The sequence below is a fragment of the Blastomonas natatoria genome, from assembly GCF_003201955.1.
Taxonomy (GTDB): Bacteria; Pseudomonadota; Alphaproteobacteria; order Sphingomonadales; family Sphingomonadaceae; genus Blastomonas; species Blastomonas natatoria.
The window spans coordinates 144,122-167,216 of sequence record NZ_QJJM01000010.1 but is presented as its reverse complement, the minus strand read 5'-3'; the positions used below and the strand labels follow the sequence as shown (position 1 = coordinate 167,216).

At 62.1% G+C, this 23,095-nt stretch carries 21 protein-coding genes and 1 tRNA gene; 11 read left to right on the top strand and 11 right to left on the bottom strand.

The genetic code is table 11. The features are described from left to right. Positions 1-58: 58 nt before the first annotated feature. Positions 59-1,375 carry a TonB-dependent receptor gene (locus C7451_RS13905; protein WP_244181894.1) on the bottom strand — a complete coding sequence of 439 codons (1,317 nt, stop codon included), beginning with the start codon at positions 1,373-1,375 and terminating at the stop codon, positions 59-61. Positions 1,376-1,771: 396 nt separating this feature from the next. On the opposite strand from C7451_RS13905, the gene C7451_RS13900 reads away from it, so the two are divergent. Then, positions 1,772-2,182 carry a winged helix-turn-helix domain-containing protein gene (locus tag C7451_RS13900; protein WP_110299555.1) on the top strand — a complete coding sequence of 137 codons (411 nt, stop codon included), beginning with the start codon at positions 1,772-1,774 and terminating at the stop codon, positions 2,180-2,182. Here the strand turns inward: C7451_RS13900 and C7451_RS13895 are convergent. The 4 genes from C7451_RS13895 to C7451_RS13880 all read right to left on the bottom strand — a co-directional run bounded on the left by C7451_RS13895 (position 2,166) and on the right by C7451_RS13880 (position 7,377). Next, positions 2,166-4,481, bottom strand: coding sequence for a TonB-dependent receptor (locus C7451_RS13895; protein WP_110299554.1), 2,316 nt, complete (start codon positions 4,479-4,481; stop codon positions 2,166-2,168). The genes C7451_RS13900 and C7451_RS13895 overlap by 17 nt on opposite strands. A gap of 329 nt (positions 4,482-4,810) precedes the next feature. Next, a complete protein-coding gene (locus C7451_RS13890) occupies positions 4,811-6,073 on the bottom strand; it encodes a type II toxin-antitoxin system HipA family toxin (protein ID WP_110299553.1) in 1,263 nt (420 codons plus the stop codon). Beyond that, positions 6,070-6,357 (bottom strand): helix-turn-helix domain-containing protein, encoded by a 288-nt coding sequence (locus tag C7451_RS13885; RefSeq protein ID WP_244181896.1) that lies wholly within the window; start codon positions 6,355-6,357, stop codon positions 6,070-6,072. Before C7451_RS13885 ends, C7451_RS13890 begins: the two co-directional genes overlap by 4 nt. Positions 6,358-6,972: 615 nt before the next feature. Continuing rightward, on the bottom strand, positions 6,973-7,377 hold the full coding sequence (locus tag C7451_RS13880; protein WP_066526817.1) for a helix-turn-helix domain-containing protein: 405 nt from the start codon (positions 7,375-7,377) through the stop codon (positions 6,973-6,975). A gap of 105 nt (positions 7,378-7,482) precedes the next feature. Here C7451_RS13880 and C7451_RS13875 point away from each other — a divergent pair, with 105 nt between their 5' ends. Beyond that, positions 7,483-7,704, top strand: a complete 222-nt coding sequence (locus C7451_RS13875) for a hypothetical protein (protein WP_244181893.1) — start codon at positions 7,483-7,485, stop codon at positions 7,702-7,704. A gap of 193 nt (positions 7,705-7,897) precedes the next feature. Next, positions 7,898-8,995, top strand: a complete 1,098-nt coding sequence (locus tag C7451_RS13870) for a tyrosine-type recombinase/integrase (RefSeq protein WP_110299551.1) — start codon at positions 7,898-7,900, stop codon at positions 8,993-8,995. 122 nt (positions 8,996-9,117) lie between these two features. Here the strand turns inward: C7451_RS13870 and C7451_RS13865 are convergent. From C7451_RS13865 to ygfZ, 3 genes are all read right to left on the bottom strand, one after another. Continuing rightward, positions 9,118-9,192 (bottom strand) — tRNA-Val (locus C7451_RS13865). Positions 9,193-9,283: 91 nt separating this feature from the next. Continuing rightward, the gene (locus C7451_RS13860; protein WP_110299550.1) at positions 9,284-9,928 is read right to left on the bottom strand and encodes a TetR/AcrR family transcriptional regulator; all 645 of its coding nucleotides are present in this window, start codon (positions 9,926-9,928) and stop codon (positions 9,284-9,286) included. Between the two features lie 73 nt (positions 9,929-10,001). After that, a complete protein-coding gene (gene ygfZ / locus C7451_RS13855) occupies positions 10,002-10,739 on the bottom strand; it encodes a CAF17-like 4Fe-4S cluster assembly/insertion protein YgfZ (RefSeq protein WP_110299549.1) in 738 nt (245 codons plus the stop codon). 48 nt (positions 10,740-10,787) lie between these two features. Between ygfZ and C7451_RS13850 the strand changes: the two genes are divergently transcribed. After that, positions 10,788-12,116: a dihydroorotase gene (locus C7451_RS13850; RefSeq protein WP_110299548.1), complete on the top strand. Its 1,329-nt coding sequence runs from the start codon at positions 10,788-10,790 to the stop codon at positions 12,114-12,116. 123 nt (positions 12,117-12,239) lie between these two features. Here the strand turns inward: C7451_RS13850 and C7451_RS13845 are convergent, their stop codons facing one another. After that, positions 12,240-13,730: a helicase HerA domain-containing protein gene (locus C7451_RS13845; protein ID WP_110299547.1), complete on the bottom strand. Its 1,491-nt coding sequence runs from the start codon at positions 13,728-13,730 to the stop codon at positions 12,240-12,242. A gap of 133 nt (positions 13,731-13,863) precedes the next feature. Beyond that, a complete protein-coding gene (locus tag C7451_RS13840) occupies positions 13,864-14,139 on the bottom strand; it encodes an HU family DNA-binding protein (protein WP_110299546.1) in 276 nt (91 codons plus the stop codon). 244 nt (positions 14,140-14,383) lie between these two features. Here C7451_RS13840 and C7451_RS13835 point away from each other — a divergent pair, with 244 nt between their 5' ends. The 3 genes from C7451_RS13835 to C7451_RS13825 all read left to right on the top strand — a co-directional run bounded on the left by C7451_RS13835 (position 14,384) and on the right by C7451_RS13825 (position 16,992). Beyond that, complete coding sequence (locus C7451_RS13835) at positions 14,384-14,809, top strand: rubrerythrin family protein (protein ID WP_031318249.1); 426 nt, start codon at positions 14,384-14,386, stop codon at positions 14,807-14,809. 228 nt (positions 14,810-15,037) lie between these two features. Then, positions 15,038-16,381, top strand: coding sequence for a (Fe-S)-binding protein (locus C7451_RS13830; RefSeq protein WP_110299545.1), 1,344 nt, complete (start codon positions 15,038-15,040; stop codon positions 16,379-16,381). 17 nt (positions 16,382-16,398) lie between these two features. Beyond that, complete coding sequence (locus C7451_RS13825) at positions 16,399-16,992, top strand: DUF3501 family protein (protein WP_110299579.1); 594 nt, start codon at positions 16,399-16,401, stop codon at positions 16,990-16,992. Between the two features lie 54 nt (positions 16,993-17,046). Here C7451_RS13825 and C7451_RS13820 read toward each other — a convergent pair whose 3' ends face one another. Next, the gene (locus tag C7451_RS13820; protein WP_110299544.1) at positions 17,047-17,367 is read right to left on the bottom strand and encodes a hypothetical protein; all 321 of its coding nucleotides are present in this window, start codon (positions 17,365-17,367) and stop codon (positions 17,047-17,049) included. Positions 17,368-17,731: 364 nt separating this feature from the next. Here C7451_RS13820 and C7451_RS13815 point away from each other — a divergent pair, with 364 nt between their 5' ends. The 4 genes from C7451_RS13815 (at position 17,732) to prsK (ending at position 23,094) form a co-directional block, all read left to right on the top strand. Beyond that, positions 17,732-19,129, top strand: a complete 1,398-nt coding sequence (locus tag C7451_RS13815; RefSeq protein ID WP_110299543.1) for a helix-turn-helix domain-containing protein — start codon at positions 17,732-17,734, stop codon at positions 19,127-19,129. 75 nt (positions 19,130-19,204) lie between these two features. Next, complete coding sequence (locus C7451_RS13810; RefSeq protein WP_110299542.1) at positions 19,205-19,483, top strand: hypothetical protein; 279 nt, start codon at positions 19,205-19,207, stop codon at positions 19,481-19,483. A 103-nt stretch (positions 19,484-19,586) separates the two neighbouring features. Then, positions 19,587-20,972, top strand: coding sequence for a TIGR03013 family XrtA/PEP-CTERM system glycosyltransferase (locus C7451_RS13805; RefSeq protein WP_110299541.1), 1,386 nt, complete (start codon positions 19,587-19,589; stop codon positions 20,970-20,972). Positions 20,973-20,976: 4 nt separating this feature from the next. Continuing rightward, positions 20,977-23,094, top strand: a complete 2,118-nt coding sequence (prsK, locus tag C7451_RS13800) for an XrtA/PEP-CTERM system histidine kinase PrsK (RefSeq protein WP_110299578.1) — start codon at positions 20,977-20,979, stop codon at positions 23,092-23,094. Position 23,095 lies beyond the last annotated feature (1 nt).

Sequence of the window (23,095 nt, the reverse complement as noted above, 5' to 3'; positions counted from 1 at the left end):
CATCCACCGCGCTCAGACCGCTTCGCCAGATGCGCGCCGTCGAAGGCACGGCAAAACCTTAGCGTATATCTGGGTCCGTTCTGTGTACCGACCCCAGATAGTCGCCGCGAAGGCCAAGATACACGCGCAGCCGGTCGGTTGGCTTTACTTCGGCCTCGACGAACATCCCGGCTGCCAGTTCATCGACCTTGTCGCTGCGAACGGTGGCGATCGGCCGGGCCTCGACGCTTCGAAACAGGCCGACGCGGTCGATCCTGTCGTATCGGACGCTTCCGCCGACCGTGAGTGCCACCGGTAGAGGCATATTCGCCATTTCCCAGCGCTGGCTTGCCGTTCCTCCAATAATCGCACGCCGGTCTGCCTGTTGAAACTCGTCGCCATTGACGGGGTCGTCGAGAAAATACGTGAAGTTCGACGTCAGCGTCAGGTCATAATAGGTGGCAAACGCGTTGAGCTTCAGACCGCCAAATGCGCCATTGGCAACCAGACCGACGCGCGTGGTTTTGCCGCCGACGTCATCGTCGATGAACCCGAAGCGATCTATCAGCCCGCTTTGTACTGCGCGTTCCGGGATCTGGTCGGTCGAATCCCAGCGTGCATGATAGCCGTTCAGCTGCACCGAAAAGCCATCGCCCGGCGTGCCCGAACTGAACTTGATCAGGCCGTTGTATTTCTCCAAGTTCTCGTCGAGCAGCCATGGCCCGTTCGAAAATGTGCTGTCGATGGCGACCAGCAGGTTTCCGGATGCCAAAGGGGCACTGCCAGCGGCGGTCGCGCGATAATAACCGAACATCCCGAGCGTAGCCTGCGCAAAGGGTTCCAGGGTGTCATAGGTCTTGAATGCTATCGTACCGGCAGCAGAATAGTCGCCGACATCGGCAAAATAGGGCCCTTTGCGAAAGTCGATCCGCTCAACCGTCTCGGGGATGATGAAGTTGAAATCGAGATAGCCTTGGCCGTGTCCATGGGTTGGCATATTGATCGGCACGCCATCAACGAAACCGGCAAAGTCGGTGCCGTGGTCGAGGTTGAACCCACGCAGGAAATACTGGTTGGCCTTGCCCGTTCCCGAATGCTGCGTAGCGATGACACCAGGAACATTCTCTACCAGCTCGCCTGTGCGCGAGATCGGCAGGTTCTCGAAATCAGCATAGCCGATCGTCCCTTGCGATCCGGATCTGGCGACGCCTATCTGCTGGACGGCACGGCCATAAACGATGATCGTGTTGTCCGGGTCTACTTCCTGAACGTCGCGTTCACGCGCTAAGGCATCTTCGTCCTGCGCCTCGTGTTCCGTCGATGCGGTTGCTGCTGCGCCCGCTTGGAACGATACCAGAATTGCGGCACTCGAGAACGCCCACCAACGATATCTCACGGCTCGCACCCCCTAGGTAGTTCAGTCCGGCGAAACGGCCATCGTCACACGACGACCGATACAGCAGGTTTGCGGCATTTGTAATTTCAGTAGGTATCAGCAGCATCTGGCAGCTGACCACCCAGACCCGGCCGTCCACATCCATCAAATTAAACGTATGGTTCTGCCAAGAGCCACCACTCCCGTTGATGAGCGGGGTCGCGCATCAGCGGGAGTGATTGGAAAGCTGCCATCAAGGCTGCTTCATGAGCGACTGATCCTTGGCTGTCCAGCGCCGGTGCGATTGATCACAGGGGAGCGGAAGAATCCGCGTGTTGCGCGGCTCGAACCGAGCGGCGGAGCAATCACAATCCATTTAACGCTAGACCGTGAGCGGCGCGCGGCTACATTTCCGCCATGACGCGCCCATCTCCCTTCAAGCTCAAGATCCAGATCATGTGCGGCGACGAGATCGCGATGGGGCCGGGCAAGGCCGACCTGCTTGACGCGATCGCCGCGCACTGTTCGATTTCGGCTGCGGGGCGGGCGATGGGGATGAGTTACCGCCGCACCTGGCTGCTGGTCGATGCGATGAACCGGTGCTGGCAGGGGCCGCTGGTGGCGACCACGCCGGGAAACCAGAAGGCAGGCGCACACCTCACGCCGCTGGGTGAGCGCATTCTTGGCCATTATCGCAAAGCGCAGAGCGATGCGGAGCAGATCGGCAGCGCCGGGCTTGCGGCGATCACCGGCCAATTGCTCCATGCACCGCGCCCACCCAAGCGCAGCGAAGGGCCAACGGCCGACGATCCTAGCGGCGCAGCCTGAAGGTCACCCCGGCGGTGCGCGGATCGCTGGGCGTGCCGAGGATCAGCCCCGAATTGCCCGCCTGAATGGTCACATTCTGGATGTAATCGGCATCGAACAGATTGCGCGCGAAGACCGCAATCTCCCAGCCTTCCCCGTCGGCATTCTCCCGCCGGTAGCCGAGGCTGGCGTTGGTGAGGTTGTATCCGTCGATGAAGGTGAACCGCGAAAGGCTCGGATCGCCGAAATAGCCGCTGCGCCAATTGCTGTCGGCATGGAAGAACAGCGCGCCGTCCGCCACCGGCACGGTATAATCGGCACTCAGCGTCTCGGACCAGCGTGGCAAGCCCGCAAATCGATGACCGCTGAGGTCACATGCCGCCGTCGCGGCGGTCTGCACCTCGAGCGGACAGGGGCCTGCGGGATAATCGGTGTAAGTGCCATCGCTATATGCCAGTGCACCGATCAGCGTCAGGCGGCCGATGCGAAGTGCAGCATCGGCCTCGATCCCTTGCACGCGCACCTCGGGGATGTTCGAAAGATATCCCCGCAGGGCCACGGTCTGGCTCGAATCCACCACCGTCGCCTGAAAATCGCTGACCGTGGTGTGATAGGCAGCGAGGTTGAGCGTCAGGCGATTGTCCCACAGGGTCGACTTGATCCCGGCCTCCCACGTCGTGTTGCGTTCCGGTTCCACCACCGCAGTCGACAGCGCCGGTTGGTTGTTCGCATCGAGCGGCAGGCCAGACATGTTGATCCCGCCCGATTTGAACCCCCGCGCAACGCTGGCGTAGAGCAGAACGTCCTCCACAGGCTGCCATGCAATGTTGGCGCGGCCCGAAAGGCTGCCCTCGCTATCGCGCGCAGAGTAGGTCTGCGGCCGCAGCACGCCAAGTCTGGCATTGTTCAGCGCGGTGCTCGTGGTGGTCGGCCCGCCGAAAACCTGCGTGCTGAAGTCACCTTCCTTGACCTCGTAGGTGTAGCGCAAGCCCCCAGTCAGCGTCAGGCGCGGCAGGATCCGCCAATTCGCCTCGCCAAAGGCTGCATAGCTATTGACCGCAAAGCGCGTGTCGCCCGTCTGTCCGTAACCATCGAGCAAGTTCGCGGGCACTGGTGTGGCATTCGCGCCCGTTGTCGCGCCGATCAGCCACGGCGCGCCGTAGGGCCCGAAGACGCTGGTGGGATGCCCGGTCAGCACCTGCCGGAAGAAGTAAAGACCCGAGACATAGGTGAAATCTCGATCACCGTTTGAGGCAATCCGCAGCTCTTGGCTCAACTGGTCTTGCCGCGAGGGGATGCGCTGGATGAGCTGGATCGGCAGGCTTGTAAAATCGCGGTCATTCGCCGCGTCCCAGTTCCAGAACCGCCACGCACTGATTGACGTCACGGTCGCCGCGCCGATGTTCCAGTCCGCTGTGCCCGCGATGCCGCCCTCGCTGGTCTTCACGGCGAGGGGCGCATCAATGTCCGTCAGCCGGTCATAGGGATTGGTGCTCGCCGGCGTATACCCCGCCGCTGCCGCCAGCGCCGGAAACTGCCGCGCGGCCGCGCGCAGGCTGGTGCCGACGCGCAGATAGACCTGCGTGCAGCATTCGCTGTCAAAGTTGGCGAAGTCCGCGATCAGCCGGAACTTGAAATCCGCCGAGGGCTGCCAGAGCACCTGCCCCCGCACCGCCTGCGTTCCCAGCGTGTTCTGGTCCCGCCCGTTGACGATGTTGCGTAGCAGGCCGTCGCGCCGCGTCAACGTGCCGGACAGCCGGTAGGCGAGCTTGTGCCCGGCAAGCGGCCCCGTCGCCGAGACCCGCGTCTGCACGAACTGGCGCTCGCCCACACTCAGCTCGGCATTAACCCCGGGCGTGAAGCTCGGCGCGGCGGAGATAATGTTGATCGCGCCCGCCGTGGTGTTCTTGCCGAACAGCGTGCCCTGCGGGCCGCGCAGCACCTCGATCCGCTCGATATCGGAAAAGTCGAAGGCGGCGGTCGCGGGCCGCGCGTGATAGACGCCATCGACATAATAGCCGACGCCCGGCTCCAATCCGTCATTCGCTTGGCTCACCGCCACCACGCTCGATCCGAGCCCGCGGATGGTGAAGGCGGTGTTGCGCGGATTGGCAGAGGAATAGTTGAGCGCGGGCACCAACGTTGTCAGGTCGCGAGTGTTGAGCGTGTAGGACTGCTCCAGCCATCTGTCCCCCACCACCGAAAGCGCGGCGGGCACATCCTGAGCATCCTCCGGGCGCTGGCGCGCGGTTACAATGATGGTTTCGCTGGCCTCGCTCTCCGCTGAGGACTCGTCGGCCATGGCCGGTGCCGACAGCATAAGTACGGCGCCGCTGAGTAGGCCCGTTCCAGGAATGATGCGCAAGAAGTTCCCCTGATTGGCGGTCTAATCTATATCTAAAGATATATAGACATTCCTATCAGGCAATGGGGATTTGTGCCGCGTGTCCCATCCGGTTGGCCAAGACCTCAATTGACCGTTGTGGGGTCGCTTGCCGAATGGCGGGTTTCAGCTAAGCCGGTCATTCCCAAGCACGGCGGCGATTGGCGGCTTTGTCCCACGACGCGGCGTTTATGGTCCGCAGGCGCGGAGCGGGATCATCGAGAATGATGAATTCAAACCCAAGCTGGTGGTCGAAATCTGATCGGTCAGCCAAACTGCTGAGCCACTGCATCCAAGCCTTCCGACACAGTAGCGATGGACCCCCCTACTCCGGTGTCGCAAGCATGCGACGGCCAATCGGCGAGTGCGGCACGAACATCGTCAATGGCGGCGCCGGCACGCTTTGCTGGAATTCCGTGGATTTTTGCTAACCTCATGACCTGGTCGCGCGTGATGGCGCGGCCTTCGCCCAGAACGGCCATGTAATGCTCGCCGCCGGGGCCGTTTGAGAAAGTGAGGTCGAAGGCAGGCGCAAGCCGCCAATTACCTCGCTCGTCCATGAGGTATGCATGCTGGCGGACATGATCGTCGCGGTTTCGCGCGAGCACGTTGAAGACCATCCGGCGAAAGGCCTGTTCCACATCTGCCATGCTGTGGGTGATCGCCAATGTCGCCTTCAGGAATCCATCGTAGTCTACGCTCGGCATATGCGGTGATGCTTCTAGCGCTCCACCGAGGCTGACCATGTGTAGCCGCTTGCCCGGTGAGGGGCGATCGAAGCGCTTGGTAGCGAAATGGCCAGGTCCGGTCGCCGACGAAATCAACTTCGTTTCAGCCATGTCGATATGCGCGGCGCGGGCCATCCTGGCGTAAGCCTCTTCCATTGGCCCGATATCGGCGGGGTCATTGGTTGCTGCAAATTTGACGATCCATTCCTCACTGGCGTTTCCGGTTCCCGCGACAGCCAGCTCGTCCCCGGTGAACAGCCTGCCGTCTGCCTCGATCGCCACGTGGACTTTTGGCCGCGCGCCGCCAGAACCGCCGCCGAGGCGCGCTAGCAGGTCATCCAATTCGGACTCCTCGCCCAGCAGCACATGGCGGGCTTCATCGGCCAGAAGGTCAAGATCGATACCGCCGGAGGCATCGAGCGTGAGAGTTTCAGGCTGAAAGACCAGAGCACCGCGGCCTTTCGTCCCAACAAGGGCGAGCCGGTCGACCGCATCGAGATCTTCGAAACGGTGACCTAACTGCTGGACCCGACGTTTCAACAATAGCATTCCCCAGGCATCGGGCAGGCAGTCCGACAAGAAACCGTGGAGTCCATCGAATGTACGACTGCGCGCAGGGTGCAAGCCGGGCTCGGCGGGGTAGCGCAGGGGAGAGATTGCGAGGCCCTTTGCAATGACGTCTGCCGACCATTCGAGCTGCGCCAGTCGGGAGGCCATCGCGAGCCTGCCGACCGAGCGTGCTGGTGCACTCTCATCGGTAAGCAGTCTAACCGCCAAGGGCGTTCCTGGCGCCAGCTTCATGGCCTTGTACCCCTGGCGCGCTGCGGCAGCGGCCTTGTTGCCTTGCGTTGCTGCGCGAGCAGTTCATCCATGTTCGAGGCGGCCATATCTGGGAACAGCGCGACAATGCCCTCATCGCAGCGAAGCGCGATGGCAGCGCGAACGAGGTCTTCGATGGAAGCTCGACCTTCGGCTTCCATCCGCCGCCACGTTCGGTGAGCTACGCCTGCCTTGGCTGCTGCCACTTGCTGGGTAAGATCGAGCGCCAGACGGCGCGCCTTGATCCGCTTTCCGAGGTCCGACATCTGGTCATTGAGGGTGAGAAGCATTGGCCATATATGGCCTTCTAGATCAATAAGTCAACCTTATGGGCCACATGTGGCCGATCTATTCGGGTGACCTGATCTAGCTGAAATTTCGCGCTGATAGTCCGGTGCCGTCACAGCCACTTCGCCGGAAACGCTCAATGCATCCTTGCTCTTCGACGGTTCTGTATTGAGGTATGGCTCGCGCGGTACATCCTCTTAAACGCCGGACTTAGCTCCAGTCGCCATCCGTCCCGCCAATTCCAGGCATTTCCACGCAAGACTGGCCGCCCAATCATCTTCTCCAGAGTGAGGAGGACGCAAAAGAGGAATAAAATCATACCTTCGTGCGGCTCTGGCAGGGCTGCTGATAGGCCTAGCGATGACACCCGTAGGAAATATGCTGCCGATGCGAAAAAAACCAGAGCCAGTGTGATGGGCTTTAGCCATTTCATCAGAGACATATAGCTTTGCAACACGAGCCTCAAATGTTCGCGTCGTGCTCTTTGTAGGATGGATTGGCGAACTATGGTCCGTTGTGCAGCTGCGCGATCAGGATACCGATCGGCGAAGAACGAATGCAGGTTTCGTTCTGCAGTGCCAAACACATCATTGTCATTCATTGGCTGCCATCCTTCTGGTCAGCACGTCCGCCATATCGTCCGAAATTGTGCCGTTCTCGATCAAATATTGAAAGAACAATTTCGCGAGGTTGATCTCGTTCTCGCTGCTTGGGTTTACCTCATACCTGAGGTTGAAATCCTTCGCGAGGCGGATCGCTTGTTCGAACATCTGCAGCAGGTTGTCGCGAAACATGATTCCTGTGCCGGACAGCAGCCAAGTAGGGTCAACGCGATACTCTTGGCAGATCTTTGCAATGGCAGCAGCGGGTGGGTCGCGGTCACCTCGTTCATAAGCGACGAGAGCCGACTGTGAGAGTCCTAGCTTGCTGGCGAACTCGATTTGCGTCGCCTTTTTTGCGCGGCGCACATCGAAGAATCGTTGTCCGATCGTCGTCATATACGAAAAGGCTTGCGAATTATCACGAAATGCATATTATTGTCGTATCTGCATAATGAGTGGCCATCGGCGGGTGAACACGCAGAATACGGAGGATTTGCTGATATGCAAATGATGACCATCCGAGAGATCGCGCGGCATTCGGGCTGGCCGGAGGGCCGGATCCGCCGCCTCGTGGCAGCACGTCGGCTTCGCCATGTGAAACTTGACGGCTTGCTCCTTCTTCCAGCCAATGCCGTGGATGAGTTCGTTCAGGCCAATATGGTTGAGCCAGATCTTGAATTTGGTTCGCAGCCTTCGCCCAAATCGAGGGGACTTCTGCTGTGACCAGCCTCACACCCATCCTCGACCGAGCAAAGACGCCCGAGGCTTGGTCCGCACTGCTTGCGGAGAATGGCATCGTGCTCTCGCCACGAACCTTGCGGGAGTTAGCGTACCGGTGGGGTGCTTGCCATAAAGTGGGCCGGGTCATGCTCATCACCCCTGAGCAGCTCGACCTCATTATCGAAAGCCAAAAGAAATGCCCCTCGAACCTTATCCCCGCGGCGCGGTCTGGTGGGCGCGCGGTCGGGTCGAATACAACGGCGCGCCGATCACCGAATACTACCGATGCAGCACTGGCGCATCTGAGGAACAAGGCGCTTGGGACTGGTGTCGGAAGGAAGAGCAAAGCGCCATCCGCATCCACCTTCTAGGTGAGGATCCGGAAGAAAAGACTATCACGTTCGCCGATGCTGTTCTGAAGTATGATGCCAAGCCCAAGGAAGCTGCTTACCTCGTCCCGATAACCTTGGAGATCGGCTCGATCCCTATCCAGGATATCAGCCCAAAGTTGGTTCGCGAGCTAGGCCCGAAGCTCTATCCCAACTGTTCAACCGACACCTGGACACGCCAGGTTGTCACACCGGTCAGGGCGGTGCTCAACAACATCAATGATAGCGAAAGCGGAATCGCCTTTCGAGTCAGGGGCTATACCCAGAAAGAAAAGGTCGCGCAGGACAACAAGCGCAAGAGCACCGGGCGGAAGAAGTATCCGCCGGGCAGCTGGGAATGGCTGCTCAAGTTCCGGGAGCATGCATCTCCTCGCTTGGGCGCGCTGGCGCTGCTCATGTTCGTCACTGGCGCCCGGATCAGTCAGGCAGTCTCGATGCATCCGCACAAGCATATCAACAAGGCGAAGGGCATGATCTGCATTCCCGGTGCCAAAGGTCACGGGGATCGATGGCTGCGTGTGCCCGAGGAGATCCTATCCGAGCTGACGGCATTGCCTGAGGTCTATCCCCGAAACTGGAAACGCAAACCGGAGAACCTGAGGCTCTTCGGCTATGCAGACCGCGGCGGACCCAGAAAGCTCTGGAACAAGGCCTGCGAAGATGCCGGTATCGAACAGATCCCGTTCCATCCGGCGGGCCGCCATGGCTTCGGCCAGGAAATGAACGTCCGCGAGAGAGTCGACGAGAAGGCCGCCGGCGCATTCGGCGGTTGGTCGGACCTCAATCTGATGCGCAACACCTACACGCATGCCGAGGATGCGGAGATCAAGATCAATCAAGCCCTGCGACGGGGATTGTTGAAAGCCGAGCGCAAGACGCGGCTCAAGCTGAGAAAGGAGCTTTGATGCTGTACGGGTTTTGTACGAGCGAAGGCCGATTCCGGCCCCTTTACGGGGTGAAACGGCGTCGAAACCTGCAGAGAAGAAAATGGGGAAGCCATAAATTCCCTATATTTCAAAGGGATTTATGGTGGGCGCGGCAGGGATTGAACCTGCGACCCCACCCGTGTGAAGGGTGTGCTCTACCACTGAGCTACGCGCCCGATCACGGAATCACCGGGAGTGCGGCGCCGTGCGGAGCGCTCCATTGCCAGAAGCGGCTGGGCTTGGCAAGGGGCGGAAGGGCGGTCTCGATCAGGAAATGGCGCGCAGCGGCGTCACGTTTTGAGCGCCCTGAATCGCCTGCGCTGCGCCCAGGCCGTCGAACAGCGTGTTGACCACGATCCGCAGATTGGCCGGTGTCGCCGTGCGGATCATGTCCATCATCACGAACGGATTGCAGAAGGGCTGCATCACCAGATTGGTCAGCGAGACGACATGGTCGAGATCATAACCGGGGAAACAGCCCTCGGCCATCGCCTCACCCAGGATCACCGCCATGTAATGGTCTGCCAGATCGACATAGCCGCGGATGACCTCCCAATGTTCCTCGCCCAGGTCCATGTTGGCGCGGAAAAGATTGGGATCGGCCTCGAACCGTGCCCGCTTGACGGCAACGCGGCGGGCAACGAATTCGAACAGTTTCTCGCGTGGTGGAAGGTCGGATGCCACGACATCTTCCATGATCTGGTTCAGTTCCTCGAACCAGCGGCCGGCAATGGCTTCGAAAAACGCCTCTTTCGATGAGAAATAGCGGTAGAAGCTCGATTGCGACATGCCGCAGGCCGCCGCGACCTCGGTCAGCGAGAGGTTGATCGCGCCGCGCGTGCGGACCATCTCCTCGGCTGCGTCCATCAACTGCTGGCGAATGGCTTCATGATCGTTGAGCGGACGCGACATCGGATGCAGCCTTGCTGACTTGGGAGGATAAAACAGTTATACAATAAATTTTGTACTTTATCAAATGTTGCAATCAGGCCTGTGCCGCCTGCAACCAGCCCGGTAACCGCACGGGGTCGAGGTCCTCGACACGGCGATGCTCGACCGTCCAGCCAAGTTCGGGATAGGCGGTTTTCTGCCGTTTTTCGTCGGTCTGGTCGATGGGAAGCACCACGATGCGGCGGTTGACCTTCTGCCGCCAGTTCATCCGCGCGGTGTTTTCCTGGCCGACATAACAGCCCTTGGTGAAGCTGACGCCGTTCAATTCGGCGGCATTTGTTTCAAGCCAGAGGATGTCGCCAAGTTCGGCCGCACCTTCGGGGACGCCAAGCGCAAGCCTGTGCGCCAGCCAGGCAGCATCCGCGGAAAAGGTATCGCCCGTCGGAGCCAGCCAGCGCCATCCCAGAGCCGCCAGCCGCGGGTCGGGGGCCGCTCCGTCGACGGGGTTTGCCGACCAGTGAACCTGCAATGCCTCGTCCGGCGCGATAGAAATCTTGCGGCGCAGGCGATAGATTGTCAGCCGCTTGGCCAGCGCATCCGCGACGTCGCCATCGCAGTCGATCAGCACGTCACTGCCATCATCCCACATCAGGAAGTCGAACATCGCCTTGCCCTGAGCGCTCAGAAGCCCGGAATATTGCGGATTTCCCGGGGCGATCGCCTGCGTATCCTGTGTCACCAGGCCCTGCAGAAACCCGCGCACATCCTCTTGCGGATCGGTCGGCGACAGGCGGATCAGGGCGCGACGGGCGAGAAGCGTGGGGGTGGACATGGCGCTCAACATGCGTATCGCTCAGCCAGTTTCAAGCGGAGAGATGCGATGACAGCGACCTATGACCTGATCGTCAAGAACGGCACCGTGTATCTGCCCGGCGGACCGATTGCAGCGGACATCGGCGTGACCGCCGGCAAGATCGCCGCCATCGGTGCAATCAGCGGTGATGCGGGCCAGGTCATCGACTGTACCGGTCTGCACGTGCTGCCCGGCGTGATCGACAGCCAGGTGCATTTCCGCGAGCCGGGGCTCGAGCACAAGGAAGATCTCGAATCGGGCAGCCGCGCCGCCGTGATGGGCGGGGTGACGGCGGTGTTCGAAATGCCCAACACCAAGCCCAATACCGATACCGCAGAGCGCGTCGCCGACAAGCTTGCCCGCGCACACCACCGCATGTGGTGCGACCATGCCTTCTATGTCGGCGCGACCGCCGCCAATGCCGATTCGCTGAAGGATCTGGAGCGCATTCCCGGCACGGCCGGCGTGAAGATCTTCATGGGCGCGTCGACCGGCGACCTGCTGGTTGCCGATGACGGCGCATTGGCCCGCGTTCTGGCGAGCGGCAAGCGCCGCGTCGCGATCCACGCCGAGGACGAATTCCGCATGAACGAGCGCGCGGGCGAGCGCGTCACCGGCGACCCTTCTTCGCATCCGGTCTGGCGCGACGACGAGAGCGCGATCCTGGCGACGCGCCGCATCCTCAGGCTCGCGCGCGAGGCGAAGCGCCGCATCCACATCCTGCACATCACCACGCCGGCGGAGCTGGAGCTGATCGCGCAGCACAAGGACATCGCGACCTGCGAGGTGACGCCGCAGCATCTGACGCTGGCGGGGGAGGAGGCCTATCCGCGCCTTGGCACCTATGCCCAGATGAACCCGCCGATCCGCAGCGGCGCGCATCGCGACGGGCTGTGGCACTGGCTGGCGCAGGGTGTGCCCGATGTCGTCGGATCCGACCATGCGCCGCATACCATCGAGGAGAAGTCCAAGACCTATCCCGATACGCCCAGCGGCATGCCCGGCGTGCAGACGCTGCTGCCGCTGCTGCTCGATCACATGCACCATGGCCGGCTGTCGATGCAGCGGCTGATCGACCTCACCTCGGCTGGCGCGCAGCGCATCTTCGGACTGGTCGGCAAGGGCCGGATCGCCGCAGGGTATGATGCCGATTTCACCGTGGTTGACCTCAAGAAGCGCTGGACGGTGACCGAGGACTGGCTGCAATCGCGCTGCGGCTGGAGCCCGTTCACCGGCATGGAGCTGACCGGCAAGCCGATCGGCACGATCATCCGCGGAAACCAAGTGATGTGGGAGGATACGCTGGCCGACAGCGCGATCGGCGAGCCGGTTCGGTTCGAGGCGACGGAGTTCTGATCAGAGACTAGCAGTTCCATCGTCATTCCCGCGAAAGCGGGAATACCGCTTTATCTCGCACTGTTGATTGAGAAGCGGGACCCCCGCCTTCGCGGGGGGTGACGGCAATAGGGGAAGCGACTGCTACTCCGCCCCCGTACTCAGCCCCAGGTCCGGAATGCCGATCGACCGCCGCCCGCCGAAATCGGCGCGGACGACGATGACGCCCTGCTTTTCCATATATTCGATGAGCCGCCGGATGCGTCCGGGCGAACTGGTGCCATAGGCGCGGCCAAGCGCAACATCGTCGGGACACGGCTGGCCGTCCATGGCGGCTCGGGCGATCAGCAGGAAGGGCGCGTACATTTCCTGCGGAAGCCGGGTTGCGGCTTCCAGCAGCGGCGCGCAGGAAGCATCGCTGGGGTCGAAAATGCCGCCGCGCGCCAGCGCCAGCCGCTGGCGGAAGCCCTCCATGTCGAGCGGCGGGCGGATCAGCCGCTGCATCCGGCAGCGTACTGAAAAGTCCTGATAGAGCAGAGCCTCGGTCTGACTGGCGGTGCTGCCATCGGCCAGCATGTCGGTGAGCACGGCGACGACGACCGCCTCGGCATCGATCGCATCTGCTGCGTCCTCGGCCTCCCGGCGCGCGGCAAACATCGCGGATTGCTCCGGCATCGGGTGGGGGTGGGGCAGGGGAGCAGGGGCGATGCTGCCGATCAGCTCATCGGCGGCGACCGGTGCGGGGCGCGGCGGCGGCATCGGCACCGGTGCATCGTTTTTTGCTCCGGCGGCGAGCAGCATGTCCCGCAGATCCTCGCCCTGCGCCTCGGGCATCGGCAGCAGCTTGTGCGTGCCGGTGCGGCTGGTGGTGCGGGTGGCGCCGATCCGGGTGGTTACCGGGCGGCGTGAGATCGCAGGACCCAGCCCCAGAAAGCAGCCGCGCTCCAGGTCGCGGATGCGCTCGGCCTGTCGGCGCTCCATGCCCAGCAGGTCAGCCGCGCGCGCCATGTCGATGTCGAGAAACGTGCGCCCCATCAGGAAGTTGCTGGCCTCGGCGGCAACGTTCTTGGCAAGCTTGGCGAGGCGCTGTGTCGCTATTGCGCCGGCGAGCCCGCGCTTGCGTCCTCGGCACATCAGGTTGGTCATCGCCGACAGGCTGGCGCGGCGCACTGGATCGGGCACATCGCCCGCAACCGAAGGCGCGAACATCTGTGCCTCGTCGACCACCACCAGCGCCGGGTACCAATGTTCGCGCGGGGCATCGAACATTGCGTTGAGGAAGGTCGCGGCGCAGGTCATCTGCGCTTCGAGCTCGAGCGATTCGAGGTTGAGGATCACCGAGGCGCGGTGTTCGCGGATGCGCGCGGCGATGCGGGCGATCTCGCGCTCGTTATAGTCGCCTGCGTCGATGACGATGTGCGAATAGGCGTCCGAAAGCGTGGCAAAATCGCCTTCGGGGTCGATGATCACCTGCTGGACGAGCCCTGCGCTCTCTTCGAGCAGGCGGCGCAGCAGATGCGACTTGCCCGATCCGGAATTGCCCTGGACCAAAAGCCTGGTCGCCAGCAGTTCTTCGATATCGATGCCGACAGGCTGCCCTGTCTCATCCAGACCTATTTCGATCGATGCGCCCACGGCTCAGGGCCCTATCGCGTTGCCAAAGCGGTTGCAACGCTCGCGCGGCCAAATGCTGGGGGCAAGGGGGGCAAATGAAAAGGCCCCGCCCGAGGAGGCGAGGCCTTTGTCGTTCGGCTCAGGCCGGAACGGATCAGCCGTTCAGCTTGTCCTTCACCGCCTTTGCGGGGGTGAAGCCGAGCTTCTTGGAGGCCTTGATGGTGATGGTGGCGCCGGTGCCCGGGTTGCGACCTTCGCGTTCCGGGGTGGCCTTCACCTTGAACTTGCCAAAGCCGTTGATCGAGATTTCTTCGCCAGCAGCAGCCGCATCGGCAATGGCAGCGAAAACGCCATCGACCAGCTTGCGGGCATCCGCCTTGGTCACGCCGTGTTCGGCGGCAATCTTCTCTGCGAGTTCAGCATTGTTCATGAGGTAACGTCCCTTCCAATTGGATTTCGGTGGCGGCGGTTTAACGGCAGTTTTTGCGTTCGTCACGGGGATTGCGGGCGTTTTCCCCAAAAATGGAGACGATTTGCAGGAAATTGAGAAACATTATCAATCAGGGTGATCGGTTTTGTCGATTATTCTATTCAAGAAAATCACATGGCGCGTCGGGCGGCATCGGCATAACCCTTTGGAAAAGCCAAATTGGACTCACAAGAGAGGGATGACCATGGAACTCAAGGGATCGAAGACCGAGCAGTGCCTCAAGGATGCGTTTGCCGGCGAAAGCCAGGCCAACCGCCGCTATCTCTATTTCGCCCAGAAGGCCGATATCGAGGGCCATAACGACGTTGCCGCCGTGTTCCGCTCGACCGCTGAAGGCGAAACCGGCCATGCCCATGGTCATCTCGAGTTTCTGGAAGCTTGCGGCGACCCTGCTACCGGCGAACCGATCGGCACCACGGCCGACAATCTGAAGTCGGCGATCGCAGGCGAGACGCACGAATATACCGACATGTATCCGGGCATGGCCAAGACCGCCCGCGATGAAGGCTTTGACGAGATCGCAGACTGGTTCGAAACGCTGGCCAAGGCGGAAAAGAGCCATGCCGGCAAGTTCCAGAAGACGCTCGACGCGCTGCTGGCCGAAGCCTGATTTTCAGTTGAACGACAACTTGGCCTGCGTCTTCGTGTTTCGGCACGAAACGCAGGCCATTTTTCTGACTTCCTAAATCCTCCCCGCTTCGGGGAGGTGGCAGCGCGCAGCGCTGACGGAGGGGCAGCGATATTACGCGGCGATTGTCCGTTCGCTCGAACACGCTTCCCCTCCACCGCTTCGCAGTCCCCCTCCCCGTGCCGGGGAGGATTTTCAGGGTGAGAGCATATGGCAACCGGATACAAGGAAGGCAGCCTGGACGCGCCGACACGGCACGCGCTGCCGTGGCGCGAGGAATCCTGGTATGACGAGGCCGCGCTCGATGCCGAGCTGCGCCGCGTGTTCGACATCTGCCACGGCTGCCGCCGCTGCTTCAACCTGTGCGACAGCTTCCCCAAGCTGTTCGACATGATCGACGAAAGCCCGAACGAGGAGGTCGAGGATCTTTCCGCCGGGCAGATCAAGCAGGTCGTCGATGCCTGCACCCTGTGCGACATGTGCTTCATGGTGAAGTGCCCGTACGTTCCGCCGCACGAGTTCAACCTCGATTTTCCGCACCTGATGCTGCGCTATCGCGCGGTCGAGCATCGCAAGGGCGAAACGTCGAAGGCCGACCGGCTCCTCGCCGAGACCGATCGCAACGGCAAGCTGGGCAGTGTGCTTTCCGACGTAGCCAACTGGGCGACCGATGGCAAGAGCGAGACGACGCGCGGCATCATGCAGCAGATGCTCGGCATCGACAAGCGCGCGCATCTGCCCAAGTTCGCCGACATTCCGCTGACCAACCGCGCGGTCGCGCTGGTGCCGGCGCCCAATCCGGACGCGCCCGGCTTCGGTCGCCGCGTCGCGCTCTATGCCAGCTGCTACGACCAGTTCAACGACCAGACGCCCGGTGAGGCAGCGGTCAAGGTGCTGGCGCATAATGGCGTCGAAGTGCGGATCGAGCATCCCGAATGCTGCGCGATGCCCAAGCTTGAAAATGGCGACATTCCAGCCGTTGCCAGCGCCGCTGCGCGGGTGGCCGCGCATTTTGCGCCGCTGATCGACCAGGGCTATGATGTCGTCGCCATCACCGCGAGCTGCGCGCTGATGATGAAGTTCGAATGGCCGCTGATCGAGCCCGATAACGAGGACATCAGGAAGCTCTCCGCCGCGACCCACGACATCAGCGAATATATCGTCAAGCTGTCGAAACAGGCGGGCCTGACCCCGGTCGAGGCCATGGATGCCAGTATCGGCGTGCATTTCGCCTGCCATTCGCGCGCGCAGAACATGGGCCCCAAGGCGATGGAGATGCTGAAGCTCATCCCTGAGGCTAAGCCGGTGCTGACCGAACGCTGCTCGGGCCATGGCGGCAAATGGGGCATCTACCAGCAGAATTTCGATACGGCGGTGAAGCTGGCGCGCCCGGCGGTGCGCTCGCTCGAAAAGACCGCGCCCGATTACATGGTCAGCGAATGCCCGCTTGCCGGATCGCACCTCAAGCAGGTGATGGAGCAGGGCGGGGCGGCGAAGCTGCCCGAACGGATCGGCCATCCCGTCGAACTGATGGCCAAGGCTTACGGACTCTAATGGATATGGAAAAGACGATGCCCAGAGACCGCCGTTCCATTACCCGCGAGGACATCATGGACCTCGCCGATTACGAGCTGATCCGCAAGGACAAGCGCCAGGAAAGCATCCTCGCCAAGAAATTCTCGCGTCTTGCGATCGGCCCGCACGCCATGATCACCTTCGAAAGCTGGGACAGCATGTGGCTGCAGATCCAGGAGATGCTGCGGATCGAGAAGGGCGGCGAGGAGCAACTGGCGGACGAGCTGGCGGCCTATAACCCGATGGTTCCCAATGGCCGCGAGCTGACCGCAACGCTGATGTTCGAGATCGAGAATCCCGAGCGGCGCGATGCGTTCCTGCGCACGATCGGCGGCGTGGAGGAGCATATCTTCCTGACCATCGGCAATGTGAAGATCGCTGCCGTCCCGGAACAGGATGTCGAGCGCACCAGCGCGTCGGGCAAGGCCAGTGCGGTGCATTTCCTGCATTTTCCCCTGGATGACGCCGCGATTGCGGCCTGGCACGATGCCGGCAATGTCGCGATGGTGCAGATCAGCCACCCGAATTACGGCCATGCGGCCCTGATCGGAGCCGACACGCGCCATTATCTGACCCGCGCCTGTCTCTAGTTCTGCGTCTGCGCGGCTGCGCGATCAGGGTGGCCCATTGATCGGGCCGCCGAATCATCTGTCGCGTTCCGTGCGTTCGCGTTCGGGGTCGACCGCAATCTGCAATGGTTCAGCGGTCGCCTCGTCCACGGGCTGCGCGGAAAGCATCGGGGATCCGAAGTGCGAATCTCCGGTCGGTTGATCGACGAACGGAGGCGGCGGTACATCGGGCACCGGACTGCCGGGCGCTGACATGGTCGGTGGTGCAGGGGCGATCAAGGGGGCGCCGGGCTGGGCAGGGTCTTCAGCAGGTGCGCTTCCGGTGTCCACCGAAGATGCAAAGATCGCCGCAGCGAGCATGATGCCGCCCGATCCCAGCATGACCTGTTTCAGCACTGCGTCCTACCTCGTTTCCGGCGTCGATGATTCGACGAGTGCCAGAGACCGGTTAACATTCCGTGCGCGCTGCAAGGTCGGGGCGAGGCCAATGAAAATGCCGCCGGCAGCCATGGCTCCCGGCGGCATGTCTTTCCTCCCCAGGAAAGCTCGTGCAATGGTCGGGGCAGTCAGGAAAGGCGGGGTGGCGGGATTGCCCCGCTCACCCTGATCCTCTCCTGCTAGCTCGTCACCGACAACGCTTGGCCTCTTTCTAGACGCCAGGGGTGATGAAGGCAGCACAAATTGACAAGAATTGAGCGAATTTCCCCACCAGAAGCGCCAAATCTGTTGTCAGCTTGTCACAAATATTACAAACAGAGCCATGGTCGAATCGTCCCTTCACGCCGGACCGGCGCTGCGCCGTCTGCGCCGCAATGCAGGCCTGACCCAGGCTGCCATGGCCGAAAGGCTGGATATCTCGCCCAGCTATCTCAACCTACTCGAACGCAATCTGCGTCCGGTCAGCGCACGATTGATGCTGGCGCTGGCCGAGCGGTTCGATGTCGATCCGCGTGATCTGACAGGAGATGAACCGGGGGGTGGCCTGGGTCCCATGCGGCGACGGCTTTCTGATCCGGTCTTTGCCGATCTTGGCGTCGAGCCAGGCGAGATCGAGGACTGGCTGGCAGCATCGCCCGGCACGGCTGCGGCATTCGCCCGGCTGTATGACCGGGTGCAGGGCGGAGGGGGAGGCGTTGCGGCAGGCGTGACCGTCGATGATCCGGTGGCGCGGGTGCGCGGCGAGATCGAGCGATGGCGCAACCATTTTGCCGATCTTGACCATGCCGCCGAGGAGTTGGCCGACGCGCTGCGGTTGCAGAGCGGGGACCTTTACTCGGCGATTTCCGAACGGCTTCGCACCAAGCACCAGCTTTCCATCCGGATTCTGCCGGAAAACGTGATGCCGGGCCGACTGCGACGGCTCGATCTGCACGCCAGGCAGCTGCAGCTTTCCGAGATGCTCGACATGGCCTCGCGCACGTTCCAGGCGGCCTATCTGCTGGGGCAGCTGGAGCATCGGGCGGACATCAACGCGCTGGTTGCCGGGGCGCAGTTCGGGGATCGGACGGCCGAGCGGCTCTATCAGCGGCATATCTTCAGCTATTTCGCCGCCGCCGTGATGATGCCTTATGGCCGCTTCCTGCGCGCCTGCGAGCAATCGGGCTATGACATGCTGCTGCTGCAGCGCCGCTTCGGCGCGGGCTTCGAGCATGTCGCGCACCGGCTGACAACCTTGCAGCGCGTAGGGCAGCGCGGGCTCGGTTTCTTCATGATCCGCATCGACCGGGCAGGACAGGTGTCCAAGCGTTTCGGCGGTGCCAGCCGCGCACCGCTGGCCGATACCGAAGTCACCTGCCCCCTGTGGCATCTGCACCAGGCCTTTTCACGGCCCAGCCAGGTCCAGGTCCAGGTTGTCGAGCTGGAAGACGCCAGCCGGTGGCTGACGCTGGCGCGCAGCGTGCAGGGCGCTGGTTATGGCGCGGCGGGAACGACCGCAGAATTCGCCATCGGTCTGGGCGTTCCGGTCGATCAGGCCGCTACACTCTGCTATGCCCGCGGCATGGACCTGAGCGCCGCAGGTGCAACAAGGATCGGGCCCGGCTGTGCGATGTGCAAGCGCGGCGATTGTCCGCAACGCTCCAAGCCGCCGATCGGCATCCGCCTCAAGTTCGACGATCGCGAGCGCGGCGTCACGCCGTTCGATTTCGTTACCGATTGACGCCTTTCCGGTCTGCGGGGAACGGGTGACGCGGCGGCACGTATCCGTTCCAGATCAACAAATCCGGGACAGGACATGACCGACAGCGCAACGACCACCACCGTGACCGAACGACCGAATGAGCCCGTTCACACCCATACCACTGTTGTGGAGCGCCGATCCGGAGGGGGTTCCGGGATGATGATGGCAATCCTGCTGCTGATCCTGGTCGTTGGCGGATTCTTCGCCTGGCAATTCCTTCAGCAGGGCGAAGTCCGGACCGATGCTGTGGCCGGCGCTGCGAACCAGGTCGGCGATGCAGCGCAAAAGGTGGGCGATGCCGCTCAGGACGCGGCACAGAAGATTGGCGAATAAGCGTAAAAACCTTTGACAGAGCATCGGAAATTCGGCGCTTTGGCGCCGCGATGGCTGTAAAATTAACCGACACTTGACCTTTGTCGCGCTATAGCAGCAGCCCATGTTCAGGCTGTTCAAACATTATGTGCCGCACGCGGTGCTGCTGCTCGGCTTTTTCGACCTTGCCCTGCTGGGTCTGGCTGCGGAAATCGGCTGGGTCTGGCGGGCGCACGAGATCGGAATGGAGGTCGATCCGCTCAGCCAGCGGCCACTGCCGATCATCACCTTCGCGCTTCTGGTGCACATGGCGATGATCGCGGTCGGCGTCTACGGACCCGATTCCCTGCAGTCGCTGCGCTTCGCTGCCGCCCGGTTGCTGGTGGCGATCTCACTGGGCGTCATCTTCCTGTCGGTAACCTATTTCATCCTGCCCGGATCCACATTGTGGCGGTCGAACAGCCTCTACGCGATGGGGCTGTCCATCGTCTTCCTCATCGCCAATCGCATCATTCTGGGCGGGTTGCTCGGCACAACCGCGTTCAAGCGGCGCCTGATGGTACTGGGTGCGGGCAAGCGTGCGCAGCGGGTACAGGTCCTGTCGGAACGATCCGATGCCGGGTTCGTGCTCGTCGGCTTCGTGGCGATGAATGACGGGCCGCTGGTGGTCGAAGAGGCCATCAACCGAGATGCGATCAAGAACCTCGCCAAGCATGTCGAGAATCTCAATGTGACCGAGGTGGTTCTGGCGCTGGAAGAACGCCGCAACGCGCTGCCGCTGAACGATCTGCTGCGCATCAAGACCACGGGGGTCCATGTCAACGATCTGTCGACCTTCCTGGAACGCGAGACTGGCCGGGTCGATCTTGATACCGTCAATCCCAGCTGGCTGATCTTCTCGGATGGTTTCTCTGCAGGTCGCCGCATTTCGACCATCGCCAAGCGGATGTTCGATCTGGTCGTCAGTTCGATCCTGCTGCTGCTGACCGCGCCGATCATCCTGCTCTTCGCGCTGCTGGTGAAGCTCGACAGCAAGGGCCCTGCATTTTTCAAGCAGGAGCGGGTGGGTCTGTACGGCCAGCCGTTCGAGATCATCAAGCTGCGTTCGATGCGGATCGATGCCGAGGTCGATGGCGCGCAATGGGCGCAGAAAAACGATCCGCGCGTCACGCGGCTGGGGCGCTTCATCCGCAAGGTACGGATCGACGAGCTGCCGCAGGCGTGGAGCGTGCTCAAGGGCGACATGAGCTTTGTCGGCCCGCGTCCCGAACGGCCTGAATTCGTCGCCGATCTGGAAACCAAGATGCGCTATTATAACGAGCGGCACATGGTCAAACCGGGCATTACCGGCTGGGCGCAGATCAACTATCCCTATGGCGCCTCGGTCGAGGATGCGCGGCACAAGCTGGAATATGATCTCTATTACGCAAAGAACTACACACCCTTTCTGGACCTGCTGATCATCCTGCAGACGTTGCGCGTCGTGCTGTGGCCGGATGGTGCGCGGTGAAGCCATGGCCAACTGGTCCGATATAGGCCTCTGGGCGCATTCCGGCGCTGCGGCGCTGACCTTGCTGGTGGCCGCCTGGCTGTTGCAGCGCTGGGCACGGCTGCGAGGTGCCCGTCCATCGCTGGGCGACGTGGCGCTGCTGCTGGCGCTGCTATCGACCAGTCTGTGGGCCTTTGCTGTCGCAGTGCTGGGACCGGGACAGGCGGTCTCCGGTCTGGCGGAATCGCTGCGCAATCTCGCCTGGCTGGCTTTTCTGTTCCAGATGGTTCGTTCCGCCAGGGCCCAGCCCCGGACCGTCACCGCCATCTATCTGGTGCTGTCGGTCATCCTGCTGGTACAGCCCATAGTCGACAGCTGGCTTGGCATGCTCACCGCACGGGAGGGGCTCGGAGAACTGTCGTTCGACACGGCGATGCTTCTGCGGATGATCTTCGTGGTGGGCGCGCTGGTGCTGGCACACAATCTCTACAGCGTTGCCGATGCGGAAACCCGCACCAGCCTGCGCATTCCGCTGACCGCCCTCGCGGCGATGTGGCTCTACGATCTCAATCTCTATACCATGGGGTATCTCGCCGGCACGCCGAGTGTTGACATGCTCGCGCTGCGCGGCGTGCTGATGATCCTGATCGTACCGTTCTTTGCGCTGGCCGCCAACCGCCCGGGCGGGTGGAAACTCACCCTGTCGCGCAAGATCGCCTATCGCTCGCTCTCGCTGTTCGCGATCCTGGGCTATCTGGTGACGATGATCGCGGTGGCGCAGATGCTCCGCGCGTTCGGCGGAACGCTGGCCTCCGGTGCCCAGATGCTGCTGGTACTGGGCATGTCGCTGGCCGCCCTGGTGCTGCTTCCTTCGGATCGCTTTCGCGCCTGGTTCAAGGTCAAGGCGACCAAGCATTTCTTCCAGCACCGCTATGATTATCGCGCCGAATGGATCCGCTTCACCGAGACGATCGGACGGCCCGGCGATGGTACAGCACCCTTTCACGAGCGCGTGATCAAGGCGGCGGCAGACATCAGCGACAGCCCGGCAGGGCTGCTGCTGGCGCCGGGCGACAACGGCCGCATGCAATTGCAGGCACGCTTCAACTGGCCAACAGCCGATGTGCCCGCCCAGGCCTGCACGTCTGCCACCAACGGCTATTTCCAGGCAACGGCGCGAATCGTCGAGCTTGACGCATTGCGGTCAGGGCAGGACCGGGAAACCGATCGCCGCGCGATCCCCGAATGGGTTCTTGAGGAGAGCAATGCCTGGGCTATCGTGCCGCTGGTCCATTTCGATCGGCTGGCCGGACTGGTCGTGCTGGCACGACCGCTGGTCGAGCGGCGACTGGACTGGGAGGATCTCGATCTGCTGCGGCTGGTCGGACGGCAGCTGGCCAGCTATCTCGCCGAGGCGCGCAGCCAGGAAGCATTGCGCGAGGCCGATCAGTTCGACGAGTTCAACCGCCGCATGGCATTCGTGATGCACGACATCAAGAACCTGGTCAGCCAGCTCAGCCTTGTCGCGCGCAATGCCGAACGCCATGCCGACAATCCCGAATTTCGTGCCGACATGATCGTGACGCTGCAGAATTCTGTCGGCAAGATGAACACGCTGATCCGCCGCCTGACCGGCTATGCCCGTTCGGCTGGCGAGGGCATCCGCGCAATCGATGCCGAACGCATCGTCCGAGCGGTTGTTGCGACCAAGCAGCACGCCCACCCTGTGGTTCTGGGCAGCGTGCAAAGGCTGGTGCTGATGGCCGATCCGGCTCAGCTCGATCAGGTGCTCGGCCATCTGATCCAGAACGCCATCGACGCCAGCGCGCCTGACACGCCGGTCTATGTCAGCATGGCGCGCGACGGTCTGTACGGGGTCATCGAGATTGTCGACCATGGTGCAGGCATGTCGACCGAGTTCGTGCGTGCCAAGCTGTTCAAGCCCTTCATCTCCAGCAAGACCGATGGCTTCGGCATCGGCGCCTATGAGGCGCGGCTGCTGGTCGAGGCGATGAACGGCCGGATCGAGGTCGAAAGCCGCGAGGGCGAGGGCAGCCGCTTCTCCATCCATCTTCCCCTTGCCACCCGGATCGAATCTGACGACCCGGTGACGACCGCGCAGACCATTGAAAAGGTGTCCTGAG

Excerpts from the sequence above, each read along its gene's own strand:
- C7451_RS13835 (WP_031318249.1), top strand. The coding sequence starts at position 14,384 with ATGGAACTCAAGGGATCGAAGACCGAGCAGTGCCTCAAGGATGCGTTT.
- C7451_RS13860 (WP_110299550.1), bottom strand. The coding sequence starts at position 9,928 with ATGTCGCGTCCGCTCAACGATCATGAAGCCATTCGCCAGCAGTTGATG.
- ygfZ (WP_110299549.1), bottom strand. The coding sequence starts at position 10,739 with ATGTCCACCCCCACGCTTCTCGCCCGTCGCGCCCTGATCCGCCTGTCG.
- C7451_RS13875 (WP_244181893.1), top strand. The coding sequence starts at position 7,483 with ATGCAAATGATGACCATCCGAGAGATCGCGCGGCATTCGGGCTGGCCG.
- C7451_RS13850 (WP_110299548.1), top strand. The coding sequence starts at position 10,788 with ATGACAGCGACCTATGACCTGATCGTCAAGAACGGCACCGTGTATCTG.
- C7451_RS13840 (WP_110299546.1), bottom strand. The coding sequence starts at position 14,139 with ATGAACAATGCTGAACTCGCAGAGAAGATTGCCGCCGAACACGGCGTG.
- C7451_RS13880 (WP_066526817.1), bottom strand. The coding sequence starts at position 7,377 with ATGACGACGATCGGACAACGATTCTTCGATGTGCGCCGCGCAAAAAAG.
- C7451_RS13805 (WP_110299541.1), top strand. The coding sequence starts at position 19,587 with ATGTTCAGGCTGTTCAAACATTATGTGCCGCACGCGGTGCTGCTGCTC.
- C7451_RS13870 (WP_110299551.1), top strand. The coding sequence starts at position 7,898 with ATGCCCCTCGAACCTTATCCCCGCGGCGCGGTCTGGTGGGCGCGCGGT.
- C7451_RS13885 (WP_244181896.1), bottom strand. The coding sequence starts at position 6,357 with ATGTCGGACCTCGGAAAGCGGATCAAGGCGCGCCGTCTGGCGCTCGAT.
- C7451_RS13810 (WP_110299542.1), top strand. The coding sequence starts at position 19,205 with ATGACCGACAGCGCAACGACCACCACCGTGACCGAACGACCGAATGAG.
- prsK (WP_110299578.1), top strand. The coding sequence starts at position 20,977 with ATGGCCAACTGGTCCGATATAGGCCTCTGGGCGCATTCCGGCGCTGCG.
- C7451_RS13815 (WP_110299543.1), top strand. The coding sequence starts at position 17,732 with ATGGTCGAATCGTCCCTTCACGCCGGACCGGCGCTGCGCCGTCTGCGC.
- C7451_RS13895 (WP_110299554.1), bottom strand. The coding sequence starts at position 4,481 with ATGCTGTCGGCACCGGCCATGGCCGACGAGTCCTCAGCGGAGAGCGAG.
- C7451_RS13890 (WP_110299553.1), bottom strand. The coding sequence starts at position 6,073 with ATGAAGCTGGCGCCAGGAACGCCCTTGGCGGTTAGACTGCTTACCGAT.
- C7451_RS13900 (WP_110299555.1), top strand. The coding sequence starts at position 1,772 with ATGACGCGCCCATCTCCCTTCAAGCTCAAGATCCAGATCATGTGCGGC.
- C7451_RS13830 (WP_110299545.1), top strand. The coding sequence starts at position 15,038 with ATGGCAACCGGATACAAGGAAGGCAGCCTGGACGCGCCGACACGGCAC.
- C7451_RS13825 (WP_110299579.1), top strand. The coding sequence starts at position 16,399 with ATGCCCAGAGACCGCCGTTCCATTACCCGCGAGGACATCATGGACCTC.